The 22,854-nt window shown below is 70.4% G+C and carries 30 protein-coding genes; 20 read left to right on the top strand and 10 right to left on the bottom strand.

From position 1 onward, the window contains the following. The first annotated feature begins 16 nt into the window (after window positions 1–16). Window positions 17–622, top strand: a complete 606-nt coding sequence (locus ACIRQ7_RS32685; protein ID WP_404266212.1) for a TetR/AcrR family transcriptional regulator — start codon at window positions 17–19, stop codon at window positions 620–622. Window positions 623–665: 43 nt separating this feature from the next. Here the strand turns inward: ACIRQ7_RS32685 and ACIRQ7_RS32680 are convergent, their stop codons facing one another. Then, the gene (locus tag ACIRQ7_RS32680) at window positions 666–2,345 is read right to left on the bottom strand and encodes a bifunctional 3'-5' exonuclease/DNA polymerase (RefSeq protein ID WP_404266211.1); all 1,680 of its coding nucleotides are present in this window, start codon (window positions 2,343–2,345) and stop codon (window positions 666–668) included. A gap of 563 nt (window positions 2,346–2,908) precedes the next feature. Between ACIRQ7_RS32680 and ACIRQ7_RS32675 the strand changes: the two genes are divergently transcribed. The 5 genes from ACIRQ7_RS32675 (at window position 2,909) to ACIRQ7_RS32655 (ending at window position 5,716) form a co-directional block, all read left to right on the top strand. Further along, window positions 2,909–3,157: a chaplin gene (locus tag ACIRQ7_RS32675; RefSeq protein WP_401465923.1), complete on the top strand. Its 249-nt coding sequence runs from the start codon at window positions 2,909–2,911 to the stop codon at window positions 3,155–3,157. A gap of 237 nt (window positions 3,158–3,394) precedes the next feature. Beyond that, complete coding sequence (locus ACIRQ7_RS32670) at window positions 3,395–3,802, top strand: rodlin (protein WP_401465926.1); 408 nt, start codon at window positions 3,395–3,397, stop codon at window positions 3,800–3,802. A 371-nt stretch (window positions 3,803–4,173) separates the two neighbouring features. Continuing rightward, window positions 4,174–4,407, top strand: coding sequence for a chaplin (locus tag ACIRQ7_RS32665; protein ID WP_404266210.1), 234 nt, complete (start codon window positions 4,174–4,176; stop codon window positions 4,405–4,407). A 270-nt stretch (window positions 4,408–4,677) separates the two neighbouring features. Beyond that, window positions 4,678–5,040 (top strand): hypothetical protein, encoded by a 363-nt coding sequence (locus ACIRQ7_RS32660; RefSeq protein WP_404266209.1) that lies wholly within the window; start codon window positions 4,678–4,680, stop codon window positions 5,038–5,040. 265 nt (window positions 5,041–5,305) lie between these two features. After that, a complete protein-coding gene (locus ACIRQ7_RS32655) occupies window positions 5,306–5,716 on the top strand; it encodes a rodlin (protein ID WP_401465534.1) in 411 nt (136 codons plus the stop codon). Window positions 5,717–6,037: 321 nt separating this feature from the next. Here the strand turns inward: ACIRQ7_RS32655 and ACIRQ7_RS32650 are convergent, their stop codons facing one another. Continuing rightward, window positions 6,038–6,586 (bottom strand): hypothetical protein, encoded by a 549-nt coding sequence (locus ACIRQ7_RS32650; protein WP_404266208.1) that lies wholly within the window; start codon window positions 6,584–6,586, stop codon window positions 6,038–6,040. Between the two features lie 347 nt (window positions 6,587–6,933). Here ACIRQ7_RS32650 and ACIRQ7_RS32645 point away from each other — a divergent pair, with 347 nt between their 5' ends. From ACIRQ7_RS32645 to ACIRQ7_RS32635, 3 genes are all read left to right on the top strand, one after another. After that, entirely contained in the window at window positions 6,934–7,344 is a 411-nt protein-coding gene (locus tag ACIRQ7_RS32645; RefSeq protein WP_404266207.1) for a rodlin, read from the top strand. A 146-nt stretch (window positions 7,345–7,490) separates the two neighbouring features. After that, window positions 7,491–8,006, top strand: a complete 516-nt coding sequence (locus ACIRQ7_RS32640; protein ID WP_404266206.1) for an LPXTG cell wall anchor domain-containing protein — start codon at window positions 7,491–7,493, stop codon at window positions 8,004–8,006. A 471-nt stretch (window positions 8,007–8,477) separates the two neighbouring features. Then, entirely contained in the window at window positions 8,478–9,323 is an 846-nt protein-coding gene (locus ACIRQ7_RS32635) for a nitrilase-related carbon-nitrogen hydrolase (RefSeq protein WP_404266205.1), read from the top strand. Window positions 9,324–9,352: 29 nt separating this feature from the next. On the opposite strand, the gene tatA is transcribed toward ACIRQ7_RS32635, so the two are convergent. The 3 genes from tatA to rpmB all read right to left on the bottom strand — a co-directional run bounded on the left by tatA (window position 9,353) and on the right by rpmB (window position 10,268). Next, on the bottom strand, window positions 9,353–9,613 hold the full coding sequence (gene tatA / locus ACIRQ7_RS32630) for a Sec-independent protein translocase subunit TatA (protein WP_404266204.1): 261 nt from the start codon (window positions 9,611–9,613) through the stop codon (window positions 9,353–9,355). A 113-nt stretch (window positions 9,614–9,726) separates the two neighbouring features. Next, on the bottom strand, window positions 9,727–10,032 hold the full coding sequence (rpsN, locus tag ACIRQ7_RS32625) for a 30S ribosomal protein S14 (protein ID WP_401465552.1): 306 nt from the start codon (window positions 10,030–10,032) through the stop codon (window positions 9,727–9,729). Next, on the bottom strand, window positions 10,032–10,268 hold the full coding sequence (gene rpmB, locus ACIRQ7_RS32620; RefSeq protein WP_404266203.1) for a 50S ribosomal protein L28: 237 nt from the start codon (window positions 10,266–10,268) through the stop codon (window positions 10,032–10,034). Before rpmB ends, rpsN begins: the two co-directional genes overlap by 1 nt. 73 nt (window positions 10,269–10,341) lie before the next feature. On the opposite strand from rpmB, the gene rpmG reads away from it, so the two are divergent. The 5 genes from rpmG to ACIRQ7_RS32595 all read left to right on the top strand — a co-directional run bounded on the left by rpmG (window position 10,342) and on the right by ACIRQ7_RS32595 (window position 12,675). Beyond that, window positions 10,342–10,506, top strand: coding sequence for a 50S ribosomal protein L33 (gene rpmG / locus ACIRQ7_RS32615; RefSeq protein WP_404266202.1), 165 nt, complete (start codon window positions 10,342–10,344; stop codon window positions 10,504–10,506). Between the two features lie 5 nt (window positions 10,507–10,511). Continuing rightward, the gene (locus ACIRQ7_RS32610) at window positions 10,512–10,766 is read left to right on the top strand and encodes a type B 50S ribosomal protein L31 (protein ID WP_403673649.1); all 255 of its coding nucleotides are present in this window, start codon (window positions 10,512–10,514) and stop codon (window positions 10,764–10,766) included. Beyond that, the gene (locus ACIRQ7_RS32605; RefSeq protein ID WP_404266201.1) at window positions 10,766–11,914 is read left to right on the top strand and encodes a CobW family GTP-binding protein; all 1,149 of its coding nucleotides are present in this window, start codon (window positions 10,766–10,768) and stop codon (window positions 11,912–11,914) included. The genes ACIRQ7_RS32610 and ACIRQ7_RS32605 overlap by 1 nt, the downstream gene beginning before the upstream one ends. Window positions 11,915–11,974: 60 nt before the next feature. Beyond that, a complete protein-coding gene (gene rpsR / locus ACIRQ7_RS32600; protein WP_404266200.1) occupies window positions 11,975–12,211 on the top strand; it encodes a 30S ribosomal protein S18 in 237 nt (78 codons plus the stop codon). Window positions 12,212–12,435: 224 nt separating this feature from the next. Next, the gene (locus ACIRQ7_RS32595; RefSeq protein ID WP_401465570.1) at window positions 12,436–12,675 is read left to right on the top strand and encodes a DUF397 domain-containing protein; all 240 of its coding nucleotides are present in this window, start codon (window positions 12,436–12,438) and stop codon (window positions 12,673–12,675) included. A 57-nt stretch (window positions 12,676–12,732) separates the two neighbouring features. Here the strand turns inward: ACIRQ7_RS32595 and ACIRQ7_RS32590 are convergent, their stop codons facing one another. Continuing rightward, window positions 12,733–13,215 carry an ATP-binding protein gene (locus ACIRQ7_RS32590; RefSeq protein WP_403673650.1) on the bottom strand — a complete coding sequence of 161 codons (483 nt, stop codon included), beginning with the start codon at window positions 13,213–13,215 and terminating at the stop codon, window positions 12,733–12,735. 311 nt (window positions 13,216–13,526) lie between these two features. Here ACIRQ7_RS32590 and ACIRQ7_RS32585 point away from each other — a divergent pair, with 311 nt between their 5' ends. The 4 genes from ACIRQ7_RS32585 to ACIRQ7_RS32570 all read left to right on the top strand — a co-directional run bounded on the left by ACIRQ7_RS32585 (window position 13,527) and on the right by ACIRQ7_RS32570 (window position 17,401). Continuing rightward, entirely contained in the window at window positions 13,527–14,390 is an 864-nt protein-coding gene (locus tag ACIRQ7_RS32585; RefSeq protein ID WP_404266199.1) for a helix-turn-helix domain-containing protein, read from the top strand. A gap of 84 nt (window positions 14,391–14,474) precedes the next feature. Next, window positions 14,475–15,932 carry an aldehyde dehydrogenase family protein gene (locus tag ACIRQ7_RS32580; RefSeq protein WP_404266198.1) on the top strand — a complete coding sequence of 486 codons (1,458 nt, stop codon included), beginning with the start codon at window positions 14,475–14,477 and terminating at the stop codon, window positions 15,930–15,932. 160 nt (window positions 15,933–16,092) lie between these two features. After that, on the top strand, window positions 16,093–16,641 hold the full coding sequence (locus tag ACIRQ7_RS32575) for a DinB family protein (protein WP_404266197.1): 549 nt from the start codon (window positions 16,093–16,095) through the stop codon (window positions 16,639–16,641). 118 nt (window positions 16,642–16,759) lie between these two features. Further along, on the top strand, window positions 16,760–17,401 hold the full coding sequence (locus ACIRQ7_RS32570; RefSeq protein ID WP_404266196.1) for a PadR family transcriptional regulator: 642 nt from the start codon (window positions 16,760–16,762) through the stop codon (window positions 17,399–17,401). A gap of 51 nt (window positions 17,402–17,452) precedes the next feature. On the opposite strand, the gene ACIRQ7_RS32565 is transcribed toward ACIRQ7_RS32570, so the two are convergent. The 3 genes from ACIRQ7_RS32565 to leuE form a co-directional block, all read right to left on the bottom strand. Next, window positions 17,453–18,868, bottom strand: a complete 1,416-nt coding sequence (locus ACIRQ7_RS32565) for a glutamate decarboxylase (protein ID WP_404266195.1) — start codon at window positions 18,866–18,868, stop codon at window positions 17,453–17,455. A 16-nt stretch (window positions 18,869–18,884) separates the two neighbouring features. After that, complete coding sequence (gene wrbA, locus ACIRQ7_RS32560) at window positions 18,885–19,508, bottom strand: NAD(P)H:quinone oxidoreductase (RefSeq protein WP_404266194.1); 624 nt, start codon at window positions 19,506–19,508, stop codon at window positions 18,885–18,887. A 101-nt stretch (window positions 19,509–19,609) separates the two neighbouring features. Beyond that, window positions 19,610–20,275: a leucine efflux protein LeuE gene (leuE, locus tag ACIRQ7_RS32555; protein WP_404266193.1), complete on the bottom strand. Its 666-nt coding sequence runs from the start codon at window positions 20,273–20,275 to the stop codon at window positions 19,610–19,612. Window positions 20,276–20,390: 115 nt separating this feature from the next. Between leuE and ACIRQ7_RS32550 the strand changes: the two genes are divergently transcribed. Further along, window positions 20,391–21,149 (top strand): MerR family transcriptional regulator, encoded by a 759-nt coding sequence (locus tag ACIRQ7_RS32550; protein WP_404266192.1) that lies wholly within the window; start codon window positions 20,391–20,393, stop codon window positions 21,147–21,149. A gap of 164 nt (window positions 21,150–21,313) precedes the next feature. Here the strand turns inward: ACIRQ7_RS32550 and ACIRQ7_RS32545 are convergent, their stop codons facing one another. Further along, the gene (locus ACIRQ7_RS32545) at window positions 21,314–21,682 is read right to left on the bottom strand and encodes a YbjQ family protein (protein ID WP_401465598.1); all 369 of its coding nucleotides are present in this window, start codon (window positions 21,680–21,682) and stop codon (window positions 21,314–21,316) included. A gap of 207 nt (window positions 21,683–21,889) precedes the next feature. On the opposite strand from ACIRQ7_RS32545, the gene ACIRQ7_RS32540 reads away from it, so the two are divergent. Continuing rightward, window positions 21,890–22,615 carry a DedA family protein gene (locus ACIRQ7_RS32540; RefSeq protein ID WP_404266191.1) on the top strand — a complete coding sequence of 242 codons (726 nt, stop codon included), beginning with the start codon at window positions 21,890–21,892 and terminating at the stop codon, window positions 22,613–22,615. Window positions 22,616–22,854: the final 239 nt, after the last annotated feature.

Below are 22,854 nucleotides of genomic sequence, written 5' to 3'. Positions count from 1 at the left end.
GAGGAAAGTGGGACGCATGACAGAGATCGACCGGAGCCGCGCCGCCCGCGCCGAGGCCCGGACCCGCATCGAGGACGTCGCCGCCCGGCTCTTCGCGGAGCGCGGCTTCGCCGGCACGACCATCGGGGAGATCGCCGCCGAGGCCGGGCTGAGCAAGCCGATGCTCTACCGCCACTTCGACTCCAAGCAGGAGCTGCACCTCGCCCTGCTGGAGCGCCACCGTGACGAGCTCGCCGCCGCCCCCATCCGCGAACTGCTGGACGGAGAGGGGGAGTTGGATGTCCGCCTGCAGGCGATGTTCGACGCCTGGTTCGGGCATGTGCAGTCCCATCCGTACACCTGGCGCATGATGTTCCGGGACACCACCGGGGACGCCGAGGTGCAGGCGTTCCACCGCGAACTCCAGCGCAGACAGCGGGAGACGGACGTCGCACTGCTCCGCGAGTTCGTCCCCGGCATCCCCGAGGACGAGCTGGAGCCTCTGGGCGAGGCGATCCGCAGTTCCCTCTACGGGCTGGCGCTGTGGTGGCTGGACCGTCCCGAGCGGCCCCGCGCACCGCTCGTCGCGGCGATGGTGCGCCTCACCCGCGGCCTGATCCGCACCGTCGAGGGCCCGTCCTGAGCCCCGGCGTCGCCACGCCCCCGCGCGCGTCGCCCTCCGCGCCTCACTTCGCGTCCGCGTAGCAGTCCACCACGGCCGTGGTGAACGGGAAGCGGACCGGCGTCTGCCCGAACGCGATCCGGCCCGCCGCGTCAGCCGCAGCGGTGACGGCCCGGGACACCGTTTCCGCCTCCTCCGCGGGGCAGTGCACGATCACCTCGTCGTGCTGGAAGAACACCAACTCGGCGCGCAGCCCGGCCTCGGACAGCGAGCGCCGCACCGCCGCCAGCATCACCAACGCCCAGTCGGCGGCGCTGCCCTGCACGACGAAGTTACGGGTGAACCGGCCGCGCGCGCGGGCCGCCGAGGTGCTGCCGTAGCCACTGGTGGGCGCGTCCTCCTGCGGCAGACCCGCCTCGTCGTGGGCGGCCACGCTTGCGGGTGGGCTGGTGCGCCCCATCCAGGTGCGCACCAGCCGCCCTTCCTCGCCGGCCCGCGCCGCGTCGTCGACGTACGCCACCGCGGCCGGATAGCGGCGCCGCAGATCGGCCATGTGCTTGAGGGCGTCGCCGGAGGTCTGGCCGTAGATGGCCCCGAGCAGCGCGAGCTTGGCCTGGGCGCGGTCGCCGCCGAAGGCACGGGCCGCAAGGTCCGCGTACAGGTCCTCGCCGCTGCCGGCCACCTCCATCAGGCCGCGGTCGCGGGAGACGGCGGCCAGCACCCGCGGCTCCATCTGGGCGGCGTCGGCGACGACCAGCCGCCAGCCCGGGTCGGCGAGCACGGCCTGCCGGATCACCTTCGGGATCTGCAGGGCACCACCGCCGTTGGTGGTCCAGCGCCCGGAGACCGTGCCGCCGGGCTGGTACTCGGGCCGGAAGCGACCGTCGTGCACCCACTGCTGGAGCCATGCCCAGCCGTTGGCGGTGTGCAGGCGGTAGAGGGTCTTGTACTCCAGCAGCGGCGCCACCGCGGGGTGGTCGATCTGCTGCAACTCCCACTTGCGGGTCGAGGTGAGCGTCACCCCGGCGCCCGCGAAGGCCTTGATGATGTCCTGCGGCAGATCCGGGCGCACCCGTGCGCCCGCCCCGAAGGCCCGGGACACCTGCTCCGCCAGCTCCGCCATCCGCCGTGGCTCCAGCCCGCCCGGATAGCGCTCACCGAGCAGCCCGTCCAGCAGCTTGCGGTGCACATCGGCCCGCCACGGCACCCCTGCCCGCCCCATCTCCACGGCGATCAGCATCCCGGCTGACTCGGAGGCCAGCAGCAGCCGCATCCGCTCCGGATGCTCCGTCCGCGCCGTACGCGTCACCTGCGCCGCATAGACCTCCAGCAGCGCGGCCAACTCGTCGGTGCCGGGCGGCAGCGGCACCGGTCCGGGCTCGAACAACGAGGGCTGGGTCTCCGCGGTCCGGGCCGGCGCGTCCTCGGGGACGGGCAGGCCGTGCAGTCGCGCCCAGGCCGCGGCAAGCGAATGCGGCTGGCCCGACTGCCCCTCCTCATGGCCGATCAGCAGCGCCTCGGCGGCCTCGACGTCATAGCAGCGCTCGACCCGCACCCCGGCCGCCAGCAACCGCCGGTAGATCTCCGCGGTGCACCGCCACACCCACCGCTCGACCTCGGGAAGCGCCCGCACCGCCTCGACGAGCGAGCGCTCCTCCCGCACCGGCCCCGCCGGGCTGCCGTCCTGGGCGAGCGGGCAGAGACGAGCACCCCCGTCGCCCGTCTCCACCACCGCCCATCTCATGCACCCGAGTCTTGCACCAGGGTCTGACAATGCCCCTGACCGGCACGAACGCCCCACCCGCCCCCGCGCAGCCGCCCGTCAGGCAGGCCCCTCTCCGCACCTCCCGTGCGCGTCGCACGGCGCCACCCCGACCGTCCCCTCGGCTCCCTCCCACACCCCGGGCCACCGCCGGCACCCACGACCGCGGCCCGTTGAAGGTCACTTGTATGCCGCCACCCCCTCGGCGGCAGCAGAGGCAGCGTGCCCCGCAGCACCCAGGTCTCGACCGGGGAACGCGCCTCCCGCTCCTGCCGCGGCGCCACCGGACAGCCTCGCTCACCGACAGGCGCCGCCGGAGCCCGGCGGCGTGTGACGATGGCGGAACGGGCCGGACGGGCGGAGCCGGGGCCGCCCGTCGACGGCTGACGCCACAGCCGACTCTGCGGCCCCTCCTGGCACTCCAGGCACCTTGTTCACCCGAATGACCCGCTACTTCCGGTCTGGTCGGCACGTTGAGCAGCCTGTCGCTCAAGCGACGCGTACAGATCCTGAACGCTGCTCAGTTAAAGAGGTTCGCCGTGAAGATTGTCTCCAAGGTCGTCGCCCTGTCCGCTCTCGCGGGCGTCGCCGTGATGGGTGGGGCCGGCATGGCCTCCGCCACCAGCGGCCCGCACGGTGCCACTGCCAAGGCCACCGCCAAGAACTCCCCCGGTGTCATCTCCGGCAACGTCGTCCAGGTCCCGGTCGACGTGCCGGTCAACATCTGCGGCAACACCGCCAACCTCGTCGGGCTGCTCAACCCGGCGTTCGGCAACACCTGCGTCAACCGCTGACCCAGGGGCACGCACGAGGCCGGCCCGCTGCGCGGGCCTCCGGCTTCGAAGGCCGGCACGGATTCCCGTGCCGGCCTTCGGCGTCCTGGAGGGCGGGGCCGGGGTGCCACCCGGATGCGGTGATATCTGTCTATGGATTCGCGGCATTCGGGTGAATGCCCGAAACCGCACCCATGGAGGTGAGTTGACCAGGGCGCTCCGGATACGGGCACCCAGCTTCGAGAAGGGTAAAACGTGATCAAGAAGGTCCTGGCCACGACGGCTGTAGCCGCGTCCCTCGTCGGTATCTCGGCGTCGATCGCCCCCCAGGCGATGGCGATCGGCAACGACACCGGCACCAGCACGATCAACGGCAACGGCGCCAAGACCGCCTTCGGCAACTCCACCACCAAGGGCAAGATGAGCCCGCAGCTGGAGCTCGTCCAGGGCTCGCTGAACAAGGCCTGCGTCGGCCTCCCGCTCAAGGCGAACATCGGTGCGCTCTTCGGCGGCGCGCCGATCGCGGTGCAGGACGTCAACGTGCTGTCCAACCCGCAGAACCAGCAGTGCACCGACAACTCGACCCAGGCCAAGGGTGACGAGCCGCTGTCGCACATCCTCAGCGACATCCCGGTGCTCTCCGGCAACGGCGTCGCCAACCGCTGATCCCGCCATCAGCCGCAGGCCCGGACCGCCGGTACCTCCTCCCGTGCGGACAGGGTCCTGCGGTCCCCTGTCACGAGCCGCAGGGCCGGGAAATCTCGATCCCCCCTGTCGGTAGGAATTCGTATTCGGTAGACCCCTCGGTTGTTCGAACTGCGGCACCTTTTTCCCGCGTTGGCGGACGCCGCACGGAAACTCCCGAAACGCCTCCGTGGCATTCGGGCGATTTCCTCCGAAAAAATTCCCCGCAAGGGTTACGTCAGCGCGGGGGAATCGTTACCAATATCGCCTGCGGAGTTACGGGTGAGCATTTCTCCCGCCCGTGCGACACGACGGTCGTGTTCGCTACAGACCCGCTGCAGGAAGGGCTGAAAGTGAAGTACGCAAAGGTCGCTGCAGTTGCTGCCGGAACGCTCATGGCGGTGGGCGCGGCTACCCCGGCGTTCGCCGACTCGGGTGCCAAGGCCACTGCCAAGAACTCGCCCGGTGTCATCTCCGGCAACGTCGTCCAGATCCCGGTCCACGTGCCGGTCAACGTCTGCGGCAACACGGTTGACGTCATCGGTGTGCTCAACCCGGCGTTCGGCAACACCTGCACCAACGACTGACTCGGATTAATTCGAGCAGCAGCATTGTGAACCGGCCCCGGTGCGCAGCCCATGCGCACCGGGGCCGGTTGACGTTCGGCCGGGGTCGCAAGAAATGTGAACACCGGGATCTTTCGGGTGGCGCCGGCAAGAACCGGGAGGTTCGGGGTTTCTCCCGGAGTCGGTTCTCGTTAGTCACGGGGAAAGCGGTGATCAGAGCAGCGAAATGATTGCTCACGCGGCTCTGGTGTCGCGACCCCATCAATCACCGCCTGAGAAGGGACAGTTGAAGTGAAGTACGCGAAGTCTGCCGCGGTTGTCGCCGGTTCCGTCATGGCGCTGGGTGCGGCCTCCCCCGCGTTCGCCGTCGAGGCCGCCGCTCCGCAGATGAGCCTCAACGGCGGGCTGACGGACGCGCTGAACAGCGAGCAGATGGACGGCCACCAGTTCGCGCCGCTGGTCGACACGGTCAAGGGTGCGGCCGACAAGGTCAAGGCGGCCGACACCAAGGACCTGCTCGGTGGCGCCCAGGGGGTCGGCAAGTCGGCCGGCAAGGCAGCCGGCAAGGCGGCGGGCAAGGCAGTCGGCAAGGGGTCCGCCAAGGGTGCTGCCCAGAAGGCGACGCCGCTGCTCGGTGGTCTGCCGATCAAGTAAATGTCCGGGCGCGCTTCACTGTCATCAGGAGTGTCCCTCCGGTGAATGAGTGCGGATATTGCTCGGCCGGCTGCCGGCACATATCCGCGCCCGCTGTACCGCCGCATTCCGGAGAATCCCCTCCGTGCCGGCCCAGGCGGTATCCCGATCGGCAAGACGGATCAGGATACAAGCTCATTTGAGTGAACGAGAACAACCAAACTCACCTTTGTGAGTTGGGCAGACTGCCCGGCCCATGGCCATCCCGAAACACGAAGGATCATCAATGATCAAGAAGGCTCTGGCGACCGCAGCCGCGGCTGCGTCCATTGTCGGTATCGCCGCTGCCGCCGCCCCGCAGGCAATGGCCACCGGTAACGACCACGGAACCACTTCCGTTAACGGCAACGGTTCGAAGCAGGCCTACGGAAACTCGACCACCACCGGGTACATGAGCCCGCAGATCGGCCTGATCCAGGGCTCGCTCAACAAGCCGTGCATCGGTCTGCCCGCGAAGGCGAACGTCGGGTCGCTGCTCGGCGTCTTCCCGGTCGCGGTGCAGGACATCAACGTCCTGTCCTCGCCGCAGAACCAGCAGTGCACCGAGAACTCCACCCAGGCCAAGGGTGACGAGGCGCTGTCGCACATTCTTGACGACATTCCGGTGCTCTCCGCGAACGGGGCCGGCAACCGCTGACCGGCTGATGAGACCCCGGGTCGCCCAGACCTCCTTCTTCTGGGCGGCCCGGGTTTTGCTGCGGGTGCCCCTGGGTGCGTGGAGTAATTGTCCGCGCTCGGGGCACGGCATTGTTATTCGCTCGTGACTGAGGAAAGCCGTACCGGGTCGTTAGGCAGGCCGTGTGGAGGGAAGCGTGCCAATGCCCTCGCGAGATTGATGGGGTTGCCGGGGCGTTGGCACGCCGACCGGGGTGAAATGCAGCGGGAAGCACAGTGGGAACGGCGAGAAAGGGCCTGCGGAGCCGGTTGACGGCTGCGCAGGCCCTTTTCCGTCCAGCGGTCAGACGCCGGCGACGCCGGCGAGGATATTGACCGTGGCGGCGACAGCGGCTTTGAGGGCGCTGGTAATGGCGGCGCCGTTGCCCGAAGCCGTTGCCTTGAGCAGCGCGTCGACCTTGGACTGGAGATCGGCCAAGGGCTCCGGGGCGGCCTGATGGGTCCTGAGGTTCGTGCCGTTGCCGGGCCGGGGCTCCGGCGGCGCGGCGGGACCTGCTGCCGGCTTGGCCTGCTGCGCGGCCGCGAACGCCTTCTTGGCGGCGTTGGAGTGCTGGGTGATCTGGGTGGGCGTCAGCTTGCCCTCGTCGGCCTTGAGGACGTCGCTGAGCAGGTCGGTCACCGGTCTGAGCACGCCGATGACGTTGCTGAGGATCTTGGGCGGGGCAGGGGGGTCGTCGGCACTGGGGACCAGTGCACCCGGTGCGCTGACGACGCTGTCGGAGCGGGCCGGCGCGTCGTCCGTGGACGCGAAGGCCCCTCCCGCAGTGCCCAGGGTCAGAGCGCCGCAGACGGCAGTGGTTATGAGCAAGCCGGCCTTCCGAGACATGCGCATGGAAGGTTCCTTTCCGTGGTGTGCGAAGGACTCATCGCCACCCTGCGAACAGGCGCTGACGGTCTGCAATCGGTCGCCTCACCCTGCGTGACCCTCGTTCGGCGCACTGAGCCCCCTCTGACCTCGCCTTTCCGTACGGCGAGAGGCGGGGTGCGCGGCTGCGTCCAATAGGGGAGGGGTTCGGCGTGGCGGAAAGGGTGCCGCCGCCGGGATAAGGAAGGGTGACGTCTTTTCAGGAGAGGGATATCCATCTGTTCGGGTGACGGTGCGGAACTCGGGCGCGCGACGCCGGTTGTTCAAACAGGGCTCCCGTGCCGGGAGTTCCTTCTCCTGAAGGGTTTTGCGTGATGAAGAAGATGATGGCCGGCGCAGCGGTGGCGGCTTCGCTGATCGGAATGTCCGCCGCGGCCGCCCCGCAGGCGACGGCCACCGGCAACGACTCGGGCACCAGCACGGTGAACGGCAACGGCTCCAAGTCGAGCTACGGCAACTCGACGACCCGCGGGAAGCTGAGCACCCAGCTCGGCCTGGTGCAGGGCTCCCTGAACGACCTGTGCCTGGGCGTCCCGGTGAAGGGCAACGCCGGCGCGCTCGGCGGCTTCCTGGGCCCGGTCGCGGTGCAGGACATCAATGTCCTGTCCAACCCGCAGAACCAGCAGTGCACCAAGAACTCGACCCAGGCCAAGGGCGACGAGCCGCTGTCGCACATCGTGAGCGACATCCCCGTGCTCTCCGCCAACGGTGTCGCCAACCGCTGACCGCCACCGGGCCCTTCCGTTCGTTCCACCGCTTGTTCTCCCGGGCGGCCGGCGTCGCGCACGCGCTGCCGGCCGCCCGGTGGCGTGAGCGGGCACCGGTGCACGGGGGCGGCCCGTACGCAACGACTGCAGACGGGAGATGCGGTATGCGAGAGAGCCTGAAGGCCGTGCTCGTCGCGGCGGCGGCGTCGGTCATTCTCGGCGCGAGCGGCGGTGCGGTTCACGCGGACGCGGGTGCCGGCGGGAGCGCGAGGCGCTCTCCCGGGGCGGACGCCGCCGCCCGCGCGTGCGGTGACGCGGTGAGCGGCATCGGCGCGCTGAGCCGGGCGACGGGCGCCGCGTGCGGGTTGCGCGAGGGCGGTGACGGCGCCGGGACGGAGCGTGCGCGGCATGCCGGGGGCGGGAACCGGGCGGACGGTGCCACGGTGCGAGGGGCCTCGAAGGGGGTGCCCACGGGGCGCGGGACAGCCGCGGGGCGGGTGGCGGCGCGTACGGCGGGCGCCCCGCGGGTGCACGCGGTGGCGAAGGCGGGTGCGTCGGCGGGCTCGGCGCTGCTGGCGTCCACCGGCAGCGCACGGCCGGCGGCGCTCGCCGGCGCGGGGGCCGGGCTGCTGCTCGGCGGGGCGCTGCTGCTGCGCCGCGCACGGCGCCGTCGGGGGTGAGGCGGGGGGCTCGGCGGCCGGCCGAGCGGGTCCGGCGGGCCGCTCGGCCTTGGCCACCCGGTCGGGACGCTCGTCGGCACCGCAAGACGACTCGACCGAGGTCCTCGCGCCTGGGCCTGCGGGCGGCGCTGCGGCTGGAAAGCCGCCCGGCGGGGTCGTGCGACGGACCGTCCGGATCAACGCGCGAAGGCCGTGCCCGGCACGGGAAGGATCGTTCTTTCGCTCATTGGTGGGACCCGTGTTGCCGGGGCGTTTGAAGCGCGGACGGACGCGCTTTCGGTGCGCTGGAAGGGCGTCTCGCGGGCGGGCGGGGCGATAACGGGGGCTCCCGGGGCGGGTGTTGGGGAGCGGGCGGTGCGGGCCTCCGGCCGGGCGGTGCCAGGCCCTCGGGGGAGTCGGGCCGCATCGTGACTCCTCTGGCAAAATTGGGGAGGAAAGCCGCAACCGCGACGAGTCGGTGAGGTGTGGGCCATGCGCATAGCACTGGCGCAGACGGACTGCGTGCTGGGCGACGTGCCGGAGAACCTCGAGGTCGCCCAGGAGCAGATCGGGCAGGCCGCGGCCCAGGGGGCGGACCTCGTCGTCTTTCCCGAACTGAGCCTGCACGGCTACCACTTGGGCGCCCTGAAGCGTGACGCGTCCGTCGAGGCGCGCGATCCGCGGCTGCTGGAGCTGAGCCTGCAGGGCCCCGATGTGCTGGCCGGTTTTCACGAGCACACCAGCCTGCGGGCGTACAACACCTCCGCGCACTACTCGGACGGGGTGCTGCTGCACGCGCACCGCAAGCTCTACCTCCCGAATTATCTGGCCTGGGAGGAGCGCAAGCACGTCAGCCCCGGGCAGTCGCTGCGCGCGTACGACCTCACGAAGTCGGTGAGCGGCGGCCGGGGCGCGACGCTCGTGTGCAATGACGCGTGGCAGCCGGTGCTGCCGTGGCTGGCGGTGCAGGACGGGGCCGAGGTGCTGTTCGTGCCGACGAACAGTGCGGCGAGTCTGGATCCGGAGGCGATGGACACCGGCATGTACTGGGACACCCTGCTGTCCTATACGGCGCGGATGCTGCAGTGCTGGGTGGTCTTCGTCAACCGGGTCGGCAATGAGCACGGTGCGACGTTCTGGGGCGGCTCACGGGTGGTGGATCCGCGCGGGACGGTGGTCGCGCAGGCCCCCAAGTGGGAGCCGGCGCTGGTCACCGTCGACATCGATCTTGCCGAGGCGCGCCGGCAGCGCCGTGCGGTGCCGCTGGTCGCGGAGGCGCGGCTGGGGCTCGTCGACCGCGAGGTGCGGCGGCTGATCGATGAGGGCGGCGACAGCTGAGCCGCCGCCCAGGGGCATGAAATGGCAGGTCAGTGGCTTGCGGCCGATTCGGGGCGCGGGGGAGCGGCGGACTGCGTGCCGGCCGCTTCGGTCCTGTCCGCGGCTTCGGTCCGGGGGGACGGTTCGTCGTTCGTCCTGTCGTCCTGGAGGGCCTTGGCCTCGGACTTGAGGATGCGCATCGAGCGGCCCAGGCCGCGGGCCATGTCGGGCAGCTTCTTCGAGCCGAAGAGCAGCACGAGGACCGCGATGATCAGGATCAGGTGCCAGGGCTCGAAGGCGTTGCGGAGCATGGGCGCGCTCGCTTTCGTCGGGAAGGCCGTCGGACGTTCTGTCCAGTATGACCCGAACGGTCCGGCCGTCCGGTCCAGGGGTGCTCCCCGGGCCGGACGGCCGGCGTGCGGGGCTACCAGCTGGACTTGCGGACGCCCGGCAGGTGGCCCGCGTGGGCCGCTTCGCGCAGCCGTACGCGGGAGAGGCCGAAGGCGCGGAAGTAACCGCGGGGGCGGCCGTCGATGCTGTCGCGGTTGCGGACGCGGCCGGCGGCGGCGTCGCGCGGCTGGCGGGCCAGCTCGCGCTGTGCGGCCGTCCGCTCCTCCTCGGGGGTGTGCGGGCTGCGGATGACGGACTTGAGCAGGGCGCGGCGGGCCGCGTAGCGGGCGACGGTGGCGCGCCGCTTCTCGTTCTTGGCGATCTTGCTCTGCTTGGCCATCAGACCTTTCCCCCTCGTGCGCGGATACGGGCGACGGCCGCCTCGATCCCGATCGTGCTGACGGTCTTGATGCCCTTGGCGCTCAGGGTCAGCCGGATGTGCCGCCCCTCGCTCGGCAGCCAGTAGCGCTTGCGCTGGATGTTCGGGTCGAACCGGCGCGGTGTGCGGCGGTGCGAGTGGGAGACGGCGTTGCCGAAGCCGGGCTTGCGGCCGGTCAGCAGGCAGTGGGCGGACATGGCGCGGTCCTCTCGGCCGGGGCCTCCGGAGAGATCCTATTGAAAATGGAAACCATTTCCGTATACTAACCACATGGCCCGCAACGAACTACGTCCGGTCGTCAAGCTCCGGTCCACCGCCGGCACCGGCTACACCTACGTGACCCGCAAGAACCGCCGCAGCGACCCCGACCGCCTGGAACTGTGCAAGTACGACCCGGTCGTCGGCCGGCACGTCACCTTCCGAGAAGAGCGCTGAGCACCGTGAAGCCTGGAATCCACCCCACGTACGGGCCCGTCGTCTTCCGCGACCGGGCCGCCGACTTCGCCTTCCTGACCCGTTCGACCGCCACCTCCGACAGGACGGTCGAGTGGGAGGACGGCCGCACCTACCCCGTCATCGACGTCGAGATCTCGGCGGCGAGCCACCCCTTCTACACGGGCACCGCCCGGGTGCTGGACACCGCGGGCCGCGTCGAGCGGTTCGAGCGCCGTTACGGCAAGCCCGGAGCCCGCTGATGGAGCGGCTCAACGTCGTCCTCGTGGGCGGCCTGCACGCCACGGCGCGGCGGGCCGCCGTCGAGCGGCTGCTGCGCGGTGTCCCCGGCAGCGTCGCCCTGCACCACGACCTCGCGTCCGCCGCCGACGGCACCGTCGGGCGGACGGTCCGCGACGCCGGCGGAACGCTCGACACCGGCCAGGCACCGCTGGTCAACGACTGCGCCTGCTGTGCGCTGCGCGAGGACCTGGTGCCCGAACTGGAGCGGCTGGCCGCCGGACGCACCTGCCGGCTGGCGGTCGTCGAGCTGTGGGACTCGGTCGAGCCGAAGGCGATGGCCGAGGTGATCACCTCCTGCGGCAGCGAGAACCTCGCGCTGACCGGCGTGCTCACCGCCGTCGACCCAGCTCTCGTGCTCGACTTCCTGGGCTGCGGCGACGACCTCGCCGAGGCCGGTCTCGCCGCCGCGGCCTCCGACCAGCGCACCGTCGCCGACACCTGGGCGCGCCAGCTGGAGTACGCGCCGGTGCTGGCGCTCGCGACCGGGGAGGAGGAGGCCGACGCCGCCGATCTGGCGCTGCTCGCGCAGCTGCACCCGATGGCGCGACAGGTGCCCGTCGGGTCGGGGGAGCTGGCGGCCGCGGCGATGGCCGGCTTCGACGTCGAGGCGGCCGCCGCGCGCCAGCACCCGGCGTGTGCGCTGCTGCCGCTGGAGGCCGAAGCGGACGGTGTCGGCACGCTGGTCTGGCAGCACACCCGGCCCTTCCACCCCGAGCGGCTCTACTCCGCCCTGGAGGACCTGACGTGCGCGGCCGCGCGCAGCCGGGGCCGCTTCTGGCTCGCCGACCGTCCGGACACGCTGCTGTCCTGGGACGCGGCGGGTGGCGCGCTCTGCGTGGAGAACGCCGGCCCGTGGCTGGCCTCGTTGCCGGACGCGGCCTGGGATCTGGTGCCGCCGGTGCGGCGGGCCGCCGCCGCGCTGGACTGGCATCCCGAGCACGGTGACCGCGCCCAGTACCTGGTGTTCACCTCGCCGGGGCTGGACCGCGAGGGGCTGGCGTCGCTGCTGGACTCCTGCCTGCTCACCGACGCGGAGTTTGCGGGCGGCCCGGCGGCCTGGAAGAGCCTGCCGGCGGCCTTCGACGCGCTGCTCGACCCCGTTCCGTAGCGGATCCGCGAAAAGCCCGCGGACATACCCCTGACGTCTCGTAGAAGTGAGTTCGCCGTCATGACCCGTCGTCACGACCCGCGCCGGAGCGCCGGGCCTCGCCCCAACCCGCTGTACGCGGCGGGCATCACCTACATCGACTACAAGGACACCGGCCTGCTGCGGAAGTTCCTCTCCGACCGCGGCAAGATCCGCAGCCGCCGGGTCACCCGGGTCACGGCCCAGCAGCAGCGGCAGCTGGCCCGTGCGGTCAAGAACGCCCGGGAGATGGCGCTGCTGCCGTACGCGGCACGGTGAGGGCGGGGGTGCCGGGCCGGGGGCCGGCGGGGGCGTGGAACCCGTTACGGGTGGCGCCCGTCTCTCCAGGGGGCGATGAGGGCGCCCCGGAGCGGGGGAGGGTGCTCGACGAGCTGTGACGGTCTCGGCACCCCCTGTCGTGCACGTGCATCTGCGCATGCATCGGCATGTGAACGCAGCTATGATCCCGGGCAGTTGACATCTGTTCTCACCGGGAGACCCCTGTGCCCCACGCATACAACGGCATGGCCGCAACGGATCTCCGTGACGCGGACTGGCAGAAGAGCCGGCACAGCAACTCCCAGGGCTCCTGCGTGGAGTTCGCGAAGCTGCCCGGGGGCGACATAGCGGTACGCAATTCCCGCTTCCCCGAAGGCCCCGCGCTCATCTACACGCCCGCCGAGGTCGAGGCGATGCTGCTGGGCGTCAAGGACGGCGAGTTCGACCACCTCGTACGCGACTGAGCCCCCTCCCGCGGGAATTCCGCCGGGCGGGGGCTCGGGTGTACGGGGACGACGGCCCTAGGGCAGCCGGAAAAGGGCCCACACGATCTTGCCGTGCGACGAGCCGGACATCGGGTGCCAGCCCCAGCTGTCGCTGAAGGACTCCACGAGGTAGAGCCCACGGCCCGACTCCGCGGCCGAATCCGCCTCGCCCGCGACCGGAGAGTCGTCGCTGGGGTCGCGTACGGCGCAGACCAGCCGCGACGACCAGCGCATCAGGTGCAGCCGGGCGGGCGGGGTGTCGCCGGTGAGGTCCGGGGCGGCGAGGATCGCGTGCCGCAGGGCGTTGGTGACCAGCTCGGAGACCACCAGCGCGACGCCGTCGAAGAGCTCGTCGAGGTCCCAGCCCTGCAGGGTGTCGCGGGTGAACTTCCGTGCGCCGCCGACCGATTCGTAGCGCGGCGGGAGGGTGCAGGACACGGATCCGGAGACGCTCAAGGGGTCGACGGGCGGAAGGCCCTGCCATAAGGGCTCGATCGTGGTCAAAACCCTGGTCCCCATGCGAGGCACTCCTGGCGTTCGCGGACGTCATGACCCTGGCCGGTCGGCCGGTCTGGCGGATCTTTCACGAGCGTGCATGCGTGCGAGGCCCATGGTTCCCAATGTGAACGCCAGATGCAAGGGCAGATGCACGTGCAGACGCCGTGGTTGTCCCAACGGGGCATGGTTCGGGGGCAATTCTTCCCCGACCTTCTTGTGGAGGGCTTGCGGGGACCTCACATATCAGTAACCGGATGAGCACTCAACGAAGCCTGAACGTGGCAGACTGCGGCGCACTGTTTGGGCGGGGTGGGCCACGGGAGGGTCTGAAAGTGTCCGCAAGTGAGGCGAGCGGGTCGGTGGTACGCCGGATCCTGCTGGGGTCGCAGCTTCGTCGGCTGCGCGAATCCCGTGGGATAACCCGCGAAGCGGCCGGCTACTCGATCCGCGCATCGGAATCGAAGATCAGCCGCATGGAATTGGGCAGGGTGAGCTTCAAGGCCCGCGACGTCGAGGACCTCCTCACGCTCTACGGTGTCGGGGACGAGCAGGAGCGCGAGGCGCTGCTGTCCCTCGCCCGCGAGGCCAACGTCGCGGGCTGGTGGCACAGTTACAGCGATGTCCTTCCCGGGTGGTTCCAGACCTATATCGGTCTGGAGGGCGCGGCCTCCGTCATCCGTACCTATGAAGTCCAGTTCGTGCACGGGCTGTTGCAGACCGAGGGCTATGCGCAGGCCGTCGTCCGGCGCGGGATGCCCGATGCCGGCGACGCCGAGACGGAGAGACGTGTCGCGCTCCGGCTGGAGCGCCAGAAGCTGCTGCTGGCGGAGCGGCCCGCGCAGTTCCACTGCGTGCTGGACGAGGCCGCACTGCGGCGCCCCTATGGCGAACGCGAGATCATGCGCGGTCAGTTGAAGCATCTGATCGAGCTGTCCGAGCGGCCGAATGTGCACCTCCAGGTCATGCCCTTCAGCTTCGGCGGACATGCGGGCGAGAGCGGGGCTTTCACGATGCTCGGCTTCCCCGAGTCGGGGCTGCCCGACGTCGTCTATCTGGAGCAGCTGACCAGTGCGCTGTATCTGGACAAGCCCGAAGAGGTCGCGCACTACGCGCGGACGATGGGCCGTCTCCAGGAGGAGGGGCCGAGTCCGTCCGAGACCCGGGACCTCTTGCGTGGTCTACTCCAATTGACGTGACCCCCGGGTAGGATGACAAACCATCAGGAGTCTGCACCCCCCAATGCGGCGCCCTGAGCGCCCTGTTCTCCAGATCGGGATGGCATGTCCTACTTCGACGAGTTGGCATTTCAGTTCATCGACGGCGAATGGCGAGCCGGCAGCGGCTCATGGGACATCGTCGATTTCAATCCGTATGACGGAGAGAAGCTGACGTCCATACCCATCGCCACGGTCGAGGAAGTCGATCAGGCATACCGCGCCGCCGAACGCGCGCAGCCGCAATGGGGCGCCACCAATCCGTACACCCGGCGGCTGGTCTTCGAGCGGGCGCTCGCCTTCATCGACGCGCACGAGGAGGAGATGAGCGAGGCGATCGCCGCCGAGGTCGGCGGCACGCACGCCAAGGTCGGCTTCGAACTCCACCTCGTCCGTGAATTCCTGCGCGAGGCGGTACAGCTGGCGCTGCGCGCCGAGGGCCGCATCCTGCCCTCGCCGGTCGACGGCAAGGAGAACCGCCTCTACCGCCTCCCGGTCGGCGTCGTCGGCGTCATCAGTCCCTTCAACTTCCCGCTGCTGCTGTCGATGAAGTCCGTCGCGCCCGCCCTCGCGCTGGGCAACGCCGTCGTCCTCAAGCCGCACCAGAACACCCCGATCTGCGGCGGTGGGCTGGTCGCCAAGATCTTCGAGGAGGCGGGGCTGCCGCCGGGCCTGCTCAACGTCGTCGTCACGGACATCGCCGAGATCGGTGACGCGCTCATCGAGCACCCCGTGCCCAAGACCATCTCCTTCACCGGCTCGGAGAAGGTCGGCCGGCATGTCGCCACCGTCGCCGCCTCGCACTTCAAGCACGCGGTGCTGGAGCTGGGCGGGAACAGCGCGCTGGTCGTCCTCGACGACGCCGACATCGACTACGCCGTGGACGCCGCCGTCTTCAGCCGCTTCGTCCACCAGGGGCAGGTCTGCATGGCCGCCAACCGCGTGCTGGTGGACCGGGCGGTGGAGCGGGAGTTCACCGAGAAGTTCGTCGCCAAGGTCGCGTCCCTGAAGGTCGGCGACCCGACCGACCCGGCGACCCATATCGGCCCGCTGATCAATGAGGGCCAGGCCGAGGCCGTCTCCTCGCTGGTGGAGCGCGCCGTGGCCGACGGCGCCCAGGCACTGGTGCACGGCACGACCGAGGGCACCCTCGTCGCGCCGAGTGTGCTCAGCGGTGTCGCCGCGGACTCCCCGATCCTCGCGCAGGAGATCTTCGGCCCGGTCGTGCTGCTGATCCCCTTCGACGGCGACCAGGAGGCGGTATGGATCACCAATGCGACGCCGTACGGGCTCAGCGGCGCCGTGCACACCGCCGATATCGAGCGCGGTGTCCGGTTCGCCAAGCAGATCGAGACCGGCATGATCCACATCAACGACAGCACGGTGCACGACGAGCCGATCGTGCCCTTCGGCGGTGAGAAGAGCTCGGGGGTGGGGCGGCTGAACGGCGAGGCGACGGTGGACGCGTTCACCACCACCAAGTGGATCTCCATCCAGCACGGACGGTCGCGCTTCCCCTTCTGAACCGGCGAAGGGTGGGAGAAGGGTGGGAGATCGCCGTTTTCCGCGGGCGCGGGGCGAGTTGAGGACGGAAGCTGACCGCAAGGGCTCGTACGTTGAGTGATGTCGGAGGGCGGCCGGCGTGGTGCCGGCCCGCCCCTGGATGTCACGAAAGGCGGCTCTCATGCCCACTCACGTTCCTGCCGAGGCCCACGGCGACGAGCGCGGCGCGCTCCTGGCCTTCCTGGAGGCGCAGCGCGGCGGCCTGCGGCGGGCGGTCCTCGGGCTGACCGACGCGCAGGCGAATCAGCGGCCGAGCGCCAGCGAACTGTCGCTGGCCGGTCTCCTCAAGCACGTCGCCGAGACCGAGCAGGGCTGGGTCGAGACGGCGCAGGAGAAGCCGCACTCCATCGCCCGGAATCAGGACACCTGGCATCTCAGCTTCCGGCTGGAGGAGGGCGAGACGGTGGCCGGGGTGCTGGCCTTCTGGGACGGCGTCGCCCGGCGGACCGAGGACTTCGTACGCTCCGTGCCCAGCCTGAACGACACTTTCCCGCTGCCGGAGGCGCCCTGGTACCCGCCGGAGGCGGTGCAGTCGATGCGCTGGCTGGTGCTGCACCTGATCGAGGAGACCGCCCGGCACGCCGGCCATGCCGACGTCATCCGCGAATCGCTGGACGGCAAGACGGCCTTTGTGCTGGTGGACGAGGAGCGGACGGCGCGGGAGGGATAGCGCGCGACGCCGCTCCCGCGCGTTAGTCAAAATTGAATAGCGTGCGCCGTCTAGGCTGACGCCACGACGGCACCGGTATCTGCGGGAGTGCCGGGGCGGGTGAGGGATTGAGGAGACGATGTCGGCGATCCGGCTGCTGGTCCTGGGCGCCGTGCGGCAGCACGGACGGGCGCACGGCTATCAGGTGCGCAACGACCTGGAGTACTGGGGCGCCCACGAGTGGTCCAGCGCCAAGCCGGGATCGATCTATCACGCGCTCAAGCAGATGGCGAAGCAGGGGCTGATGCACGCCCACGACCTCGCGCCCAGCACGGCCGGCGGCCCGCCGCGTACGGAGTACGAGCTGACGGCGGCGGGCGAGGCGGAGTTCTTCACGCTCCTGCGGGCGGCGCTCTCGCAGCGCGACGAGAAGGTCGACGTGCTGAGTGCCGGCATCGGCTTCCTGGTCGATCTGCCGCGGGCCGAGGCGGTGGCGCTGCTCAGGGAGCGGGTGCGGTCGCTGGAGGAGTGGCGGAGCACCGTCACCGGGTACTACACGCCCGAGGGCGGCCCCGAACAGCTCGGCCATATCGGCGAGATCATGCATATGTGGGTGCACTCCGCGGACAGCGGGGCGGAGTGGACCCGGGGCCTGATCGAGCGGATCGAGGGCGGGGCGTACGTGTTCGCGGGCGAGGGGAAACCCTTCGTCGGCGTGCTCGCCGAGGGCGCGGCGAACCCGTACGCGACGAAGGACGTCCACCCGGGGGACCGTCACTGAGCGGAAGGGGCCCGCAGGCGGCGGCCCCGGGCGCCGGCCTCCCGCCGGGCGTCAGTGGTGGAAGGCCGTGGCCTCTCGTGCCGAGCGGTCCAGCGGGTGGGGCTGGGCGCGGAGTTCGGGGAGCAGCTGCTCCAGGTCGGCGATGAAGAGCTCCGCGAGGTCCTCGGAGAATCCGTTGCGGCACACCACGCGCAGCACGGACAGGTCCTCGCGGTTCTCCGGGAAGGTGTACGCCGGCAGCAGCCAGCCGCGTTCCTTCATCCGCCGTGAGACGTCGAAGACGTCGAAGGCCGTGACGTCGTCGGCGGTGGTGAAGGCGAAGACCGGCAGCTGGTCGCCGCGGGTCAGCAGGCGGAAGTCGCCCAGCGCGGAGATCCGTTCGGACAGGGAGCGGGCGACGTCGCGGGTGGCCTGCTGGACGGCGCGGTAGCCGTCCCGGCCGAGCCGGAGGAACGTGTAGTACTGGGCGACGACCTGGGCGCCGGGGCGGGAGAAGTTGAGGGCGAAGGTCGGCATGTCGCCGCCGAGGTAGTTGACGCGGAAGACCAGTTCCTCGGGCAGTGCGTCGGAGTCGCGCCACAGGGCCCAGCCGACGCCGGGGTAGACCAGGCCGTACTTGTGGCCGGAGGTGTTGATGGAGGCGACCCGCGGCAGCCGGAAGTCCCATTCCAGGTCCGGGTCGAGGAACGGCGCGACCATGGCGCCGGACGCGCCGTCCACATGGACCGGGATGGTCCATCCGTGGCGCTCCTGGAGGTCGTCCAGCGCCGTGCAGATCTCGGCCACCGGCTCGTACGATCCGTCGAAGGTCGAGCCGAGGACGGCGACCACGCCGATGGTGTTCTCGTCGCAGAGTTCGACGGCGGACGCGGCGTCGAGGTGGAAGCGGTCGCCCTCCATCGGCGCCAGCCGCGCCTCGACCTCCCAGAAGTTGCAGAACTTCTCCCAGCAGACCTGGACGTTGGCGCCCATGACGAGGTTGGGCCGGGCGCTGCCGGGATAGCGGTCCTTGTTGCGGTTCGCCCAGCGGCGCTTGAGGGCCATGCCGGCGAGCATGCAGGCCTCGCTGGAGCCGGTCGTCGAGCAGCCGACGGCCGCTGACGGGTCGGGGGCGTGCCAGAGGTCGGCGAGCATCGCCACGCACCGCTCCTCCAGTTCCGCGGTGCGCGGGTACTCGTCCTTGTCGATCATGTTCTTGTCCTGGCACTCGGCCATCAGGACATCGGCCTGGGGCTCCATCCAGGTGGTGACGAACGTCGCCAGGTTCAGCCGGGAGTTGCCGTCCAGCATCAGCTCGTCGTGCACGAACTGGTAGGCCGTGTGGGGCGAGATCGGGCCGTCGGGGAGGGTGTGCCGGGGTGGGGAGGTGGCCATCCCGGAGACCGGGTCGGCCTCGCCGTAGAAGGGGTTGACCGGGTGGGTCTTGCGCCGGCGGTCGTGGTCGGATGCGCCCTTGTGCAGAGTCATTTGCTGCGGCTACCCGTCAATTGGCGTGGGAAAGGCCGGACTTGATGGCCTTGGTGAAGGTGACGACGCGTTCCGCCTGGATGCGGGCGGCGGTGCGCGCGTCGTCGTCCAGCGGGGTGTCCGGCCCGCCGACGTGCGAGGTGCCGTACGGATTGCCGTCGGTGAACTTCGCCGGGTCGGTGTATCCGGGGGCCACCAGGATCCCGCCGAAGTGGTGGACCGTCTGGTAGAGCGCGAGCAGGGTGGACTCCTGGCCGCCGTGCCGGGTGGCGCTGGCGGTGAAGCCGCTGTAGACCTTGTCGGCGAGTTTGCCCTGCTGCCAGAGGCCGCCCAGGGTGTCGATGAACTGCTTGAGCTGGGACGTCACATTGCCGAAGCGGGTGGGCGTGCCGAAGATCACCGCGTCCGCCCAGAGCATGTCCTCGGGGGAGGCCTCCATGACGTCGGCGGTCGCGGTGGCGTTCGCCGCCCAGGCGGGATTGGCGTCGATGGCGGTCTGCGGGGCGAGTTCGGCGGCCCGGCGCAGCCGCACATCGGCTCCCGCGTGCTCGGCGGCGTCCGCGATGTGCCGGGCGAGTTCGGCGACGGTGCCGGTCGAGGAGTAGTAGATGACGGCGACGTTGACGTCGTGCGTGGGCATGGACGTACCTCCTGAAACCCGACAATAAGGGCATCAGGGGAGTGGGGCCTCCAGGGATCCTCCAAGGGGCCGTAGGCGTACGCCCAGCGGGTGGCGGCCGCTCAGCTCGCGCTCGCCAGCGACAGCTTCGCCGCGAAGCCGAGGAACGCCGCGCCGGCACCCGCGGAAAGGCCCGCGGTCAGCCGCTTGCGCCGGCGGAAGGTCGCCGCCAGGAAGGTTCCGCTGAAGATCAGAACCGACAGGTACGTGAAGCTGAAGAGCTGCGCCCAGGCGCCGAGGGTCAGGAAGGACAGCACCGGGTGCGCGTACGACGGGTCCACGAACTGCACGAAGAAGGAGATGAAGAAGAGGATCGCCTTCGGGTTGAGCAGGCTGACCACCAGTGCCCGGCGGTAGGGCCGTTCGACGGCCGCCTTCGGCGCCTGCGCGCCGTCGCCCTTGAGCTCGGCCTTGCGCGCCTCGCGGCCGCGCCACAGCGCCCAGGCGCCGCGCAGCATGCCGACCGCCAGCCAGGTCAGATAGCCGGCACCGGCGAACTTCACGACGGTGAAGAGCCACGGCGTCGCGTGCAGCAGGGACGCCACCCCGCCGGCCGACAGCGCCATCAGCGCCGCGTCCCCGCACAGCACCCCGCCCGCCGCGCGGTAGGCCACCTTCGGGCCGCGGCGGGCCGCCACCGAGACGACGTACAGCGAATTCGGCCCCGGCAGCAGAATGATCAGCGCGAGCCCCACCAGATACGTGGAAAGATCCGTTATCCCCAGCATGGGACGAAGCGTCTCACCTCCGGGCAGTCCGTCTCACCCGGCTTTCACCATCCGGACTTGCACCTCACGTGACGTAAGGACACATCGTGGAGTGCGTACCGGGAAGGGAGCGGAAGTGAGCCATTCGGTAGGGCAGGTGGCCGGCTACGCCGGGATCACCGTGCGCACCCTGCACCACTACGACGAGATCGGGCTGCTGGTCCCCAGCGCCCGCAATCACGCAGGTCACCGGCGCTACGGCGACGAGGACCTGGACCGGCTGCAGCAGATCCTGTTCTACCGGGAGCTCGGCTTCCCGCTCGACGAGGTCGCGGCCCTCCTGGACGATCCGGCCACCGACCCGCAGGAACACCTGCGGCGCCAGTACGACCTGCTGCGCAGCCGGATCGGCCGACTCCAGGAGATGGCCGCCGCCGTCGAACACGCGATGGAGGCACGGAAGATGGGCATCAATCTCACCCCCGAGGAGAAGTTCGAGGTCTTCGGGGAATTCGACCCCGACGATCATGCGGAGGAGGTCGAGGAACGCTGGGGCACCACCGACGCCTACCGGCAGTCGCAGCGCCGGACCGCCGCCTACACCAAGGAGGACTGGCTGCGGATCCAGGGCGAGGCGCACGACCTCAACATGCGGTTCGCCGCGCTGATGGAATCGGGCGCCGGGCCGGAGTCCGCCGCCGCCATGGATCTCGCCGAGGAACACCGGCAGCAGATCGTCCGCAACTACTACGACTGCAGCCTCGAGATCCACACCTGCCTCGCCGAGATGTACGTCTCCGACGAGCGGTTCACCGCCACGTTCGAAGCGGTCAAGGCCGGATACGCGGCCTACCTCCGCGAGGCGATCCTGGCGAACGCGATCCGGCGGGCGTGACCTGACGGCCTGATCCGGCGTGCGCGAGCCGACGGGCACGGCCCGGTGGGCGTGCTGCGGCGGATGCGAGCGCGTACGGAGGCGGTGTACGGGCCGGGGACGCATCCCCGGCCCGTACACCGCCTCCCGTGACCTTGCTCTCCCGCGTCCCGCCCGCCCGCGGTTCAGCTCTTCTCGGCGATCACCACCGCGGTTCCGTAGGCGCACACCTCGGTGCCCACGTCCGCCGCTTCCGTGACATCGAAGCGGAACATCAGCACCGCGTTCGCGCCCCGCGAGCGGGCCTGCTCCACCAGCCGTTCCATCGCCTGGTTGCGGGTCTCCACAAGGGTCTTGGTCAGCCCCTTCAGCTCGCCGCCGACCATCGACTTCAGGCCGGCGCCGATCTGGCTGCCCAGGTGCCGCGAGCGCACCGTCAGCCCGAAGACCTCGCCGATGACCTGCTGCACGGCGAAGCCGGGGACGTCGTTGGTCGTCACCACCAGGACGTCGGACTGCGCGTGCTGTCCGCCGCCGTAATCCTCGATGCCCATGGTGTGCACCTCCTACGGGCCAGCATCACCCGGTCCGGGGGGAGCGGCCAGCGCTCGGGGCGCGGTCGGGTGGGCGGCGGACTCCGGAGGGAACCAAGGCGCGTCACCCGGCGTTGATAACTTGGGCCGCACCATGCGCCTGCATCCCCGTCGCTTCCCCCGTCGCACCGCACGATCCGGCGCCCTCGACCCAGGAGCCTTCACCCCGTGAATACTCTCGCGCTCGGCCCCCAGTGGCTGGACCCGGACTATCTGATCGCGACATTCGGCCTGATCGGTGTCCTGATCATCGTCTTCGCGGAGTCCGGCCTGCTGATCGGCTTCTTCCTGCCGGGCGACTCGCTGCTGTTCACCACGGGCCTGCTGGTGACGACGAACAAGATCGACAAGCCGCTGTGGCTGGTGTGCGTGCTGGTCGTGCTGGCCGCGGTCCTCGGCGACCAGGCGGGCTATCTCTTCGGCCGCAAGGTCGGCCCCTCGCTCTTCAAGCGCCCGGACTCCAAGCTCTTCAAGCAGGAGAACGTCGAGAAGGCGCACGTCTTCTTCGAGAAGTACGGCCCGAAGTCCCTGGTCCTGGCCCGCTTCGTGCCGATCGTGCGGACCTTCACCCCCATCATCGCGGGCGTCAGCCGGATGAACTACCGCTCGTTCCTCACCTTCAACGTCATCGGCGGCACGCTGTGGGGCGCCGGTGTCCTGCTGCTCGGCGCCTCCCTGGGCAACATCGCGTTCGTCCACAAGAACATCGAGGCCATCCTGGTCGCGATCGTGCTGATCTCCGTGGTGCCGATCGCGATCGAGTTCCTGCGGGCGCGCAGCAAGTCCAAGAAGGCAGCAGCGGCGGGGGAGTCCGGGGCAACGGCCCAGGCCGACGACCGGCTCCCGGGCGGCGGCGCCGCCGACGGCCGCCGCGGCCGGCACGCGCGGCGCTGACGCCGCCCCCCGAGCCTTCTCGCGGCACGTCTCCTCGCGCGCTGCCCCCGCCCCCGCCGCACGCCCCCGTGACCCCGGCACCGCTGCCGGGTCCGGGGGCGTCGCCGTGCGCCGCCGCGGGGGCCGAACTACCCTGCGAGTGCCCCCCTACCCGCGCGCACGCACCCGGCATCAGGCATCGTGTGTTTCGACGGTCGCCTGGAGGAGTGCGAGGAGCGAAGAGACGTGGCGTCGGACCC

The organism is Streptomyces sp. NPDC101393 (genome assembly GCF_044767385.1).
Lineage (GTDB): Bacteria > Actinomycetota > Actinomycetes > Streptomycetales > Streptomycetaceae > Streptomyces.
This window is presented reverse-complemented; position numbering and strand designations above follow the sequence as displayed.

Bases quoted from the DNA above. Each gene is read 5' to 3' on its own strand.
- ACIRQ7_RS32545 (WP_401465598.1), bottom strand. From the start codon at position 21,682: ATGGGCATCGAGGATTACGGCGGCGGACAGCACGCGCAGTCCGACGTC.
- ACIRQ7_RS32635 (WP_404266205.1), top strand. From the start codon at position 8,478: ATGCGCATAGCACTGGCGCAGACGGACTGCGTGCTGGGCGACGTGCCG.
- ACIRQ7_RS32655 (WP_401465534.1), top strand. From the start codon at position 5,306: ATGATCAAGAAGGCTCTGGCGACCGCAGCCGCGGCTGCGTCCATTGTC.
- ACIRQ7_RS32570 (WP_404266196.1), top strand. From the start codon at position 16,760: ATGTCGGCGATCCGGCTGCTGGTCCTGGGCGCCGTGCGGCAGCACGGA.
- leuE (WP_404266193.1), bottom strand. From the start codon at position 20,275: ATGCTGGGGATAACGGATCTTTCCACGTATCTGGTGGGGCTCGCGCTG.
- rpmB (WP_404266203.1), bottom strand. From the start codon at position 10,268: ATGTCCGCCCACTGCCTGCTGACCGGCCGCAAGCCCGGCTTCGGCAAC.
- tatA (WP_404266204.1), bottom strand. From the start codon at position 9,613: ATGCTCCGCAACGCCTTCGAGCCCTGGCACCTGATCCTGATCATCGCG.
- ACIRQ7_RS32575 (WP_404266197.1), top strand. From the start codon at position 16,093: ATGCCCACTCACGTTCCTGCCGAGGCCCACGGCGACGAGCGCGGCGCG.
- ACIRQ7_RS32580 (WP_404266198.1), top strand. From the start codon at position 14,475: ATGTCCTACTTCGACGAGTTGGCATTTCAGTTCATCGACGGCGAATGG.
- wrbA (WP_404266194.1), bottom strand. From the start codon at position 19,508: ATGCCCACGCACGACGTCAACGTCGCCGTCATCTACTACTCCTCGACC.
- ACIRQ7_RS32645 (WP_404266207.1), top strand. From the start codon at position 6,934: ATGAAGAAGATGATGGCCGGCGCAGCGGTGGCGGCTTCGCTGATCGGA.
- ACIRQ7_RS32605 (WP_404266201.1), top strand. From the start codon at position 10,766: ATGGAGCGGCTCAACGTCGTCCTCGTGGGCGGCCTGCACGCCACGGCG.
- ACIRQ7_RS32685 (WP_404266212.1), top strand. From the start codon at position 17: ATGACAGAGATCGACCGGAGCCGCGCCGCCCGCGCCGAGGCCCGGACC.
- rpsN (WP_401465552.1), bottom strand. From the start codon at position 10,032: ATGGCCAAGCAGAGCAAGATCGCCAAGAACGAGAAGCGGCGCGCCACC.
- ACIRQ7_RS32640 (WP_404266206.1), top strand. From the start codon at position 7,491: ATGCGAGAGAGCCTGAAGGCCGTGCTCGTCGCGGCGGCGGCGTCGGTC.
- rpmG (WP_404266202.1), top strand. From the start codon at position 10,342: ATGGCCCGCAACGAACTACGTCCGGTCGTCAAGCTCCGGTCCACCGCC.
- ACIRQ7_RS32565 (WP_404266195.1), bottom strand. From the start codon at position 18,868: ATGACTCTGCACAAGGGCGCATCCGACCACGACCGCCGGCGCAAGACC.
- ACIRQ7_RS32650 (WP_404266208.1), bottom strand. From the start codon at position 6,586: ATGCGCATGTCTCGGAAGGCCGGCTTGCTCATAACCACTGCCGTCTGC.
- ACIRQ7_RS32680 (WP_404266211.1), bottom strand. From the start codon at position 2,345: ATGAGATGGGCGGTGGTGGAGACGGGCGACGGGGGTGCTCGTCTCTGC.
- ACIRQ7_RS32590 (WP_403673650.1), bottom strand. From the start codon at position 13,215: ATGGGGACCAGGGTTTTGACCACGATCGAGCCCTTATGGCAGGGCCTT.
- rpsR (WP_404266200.1), top strand. From the start codon at position 11,975: ATGACCCGTCGTCACGACCCGCGCCGGAGCGCCGGGCCTCGCCCCAAC.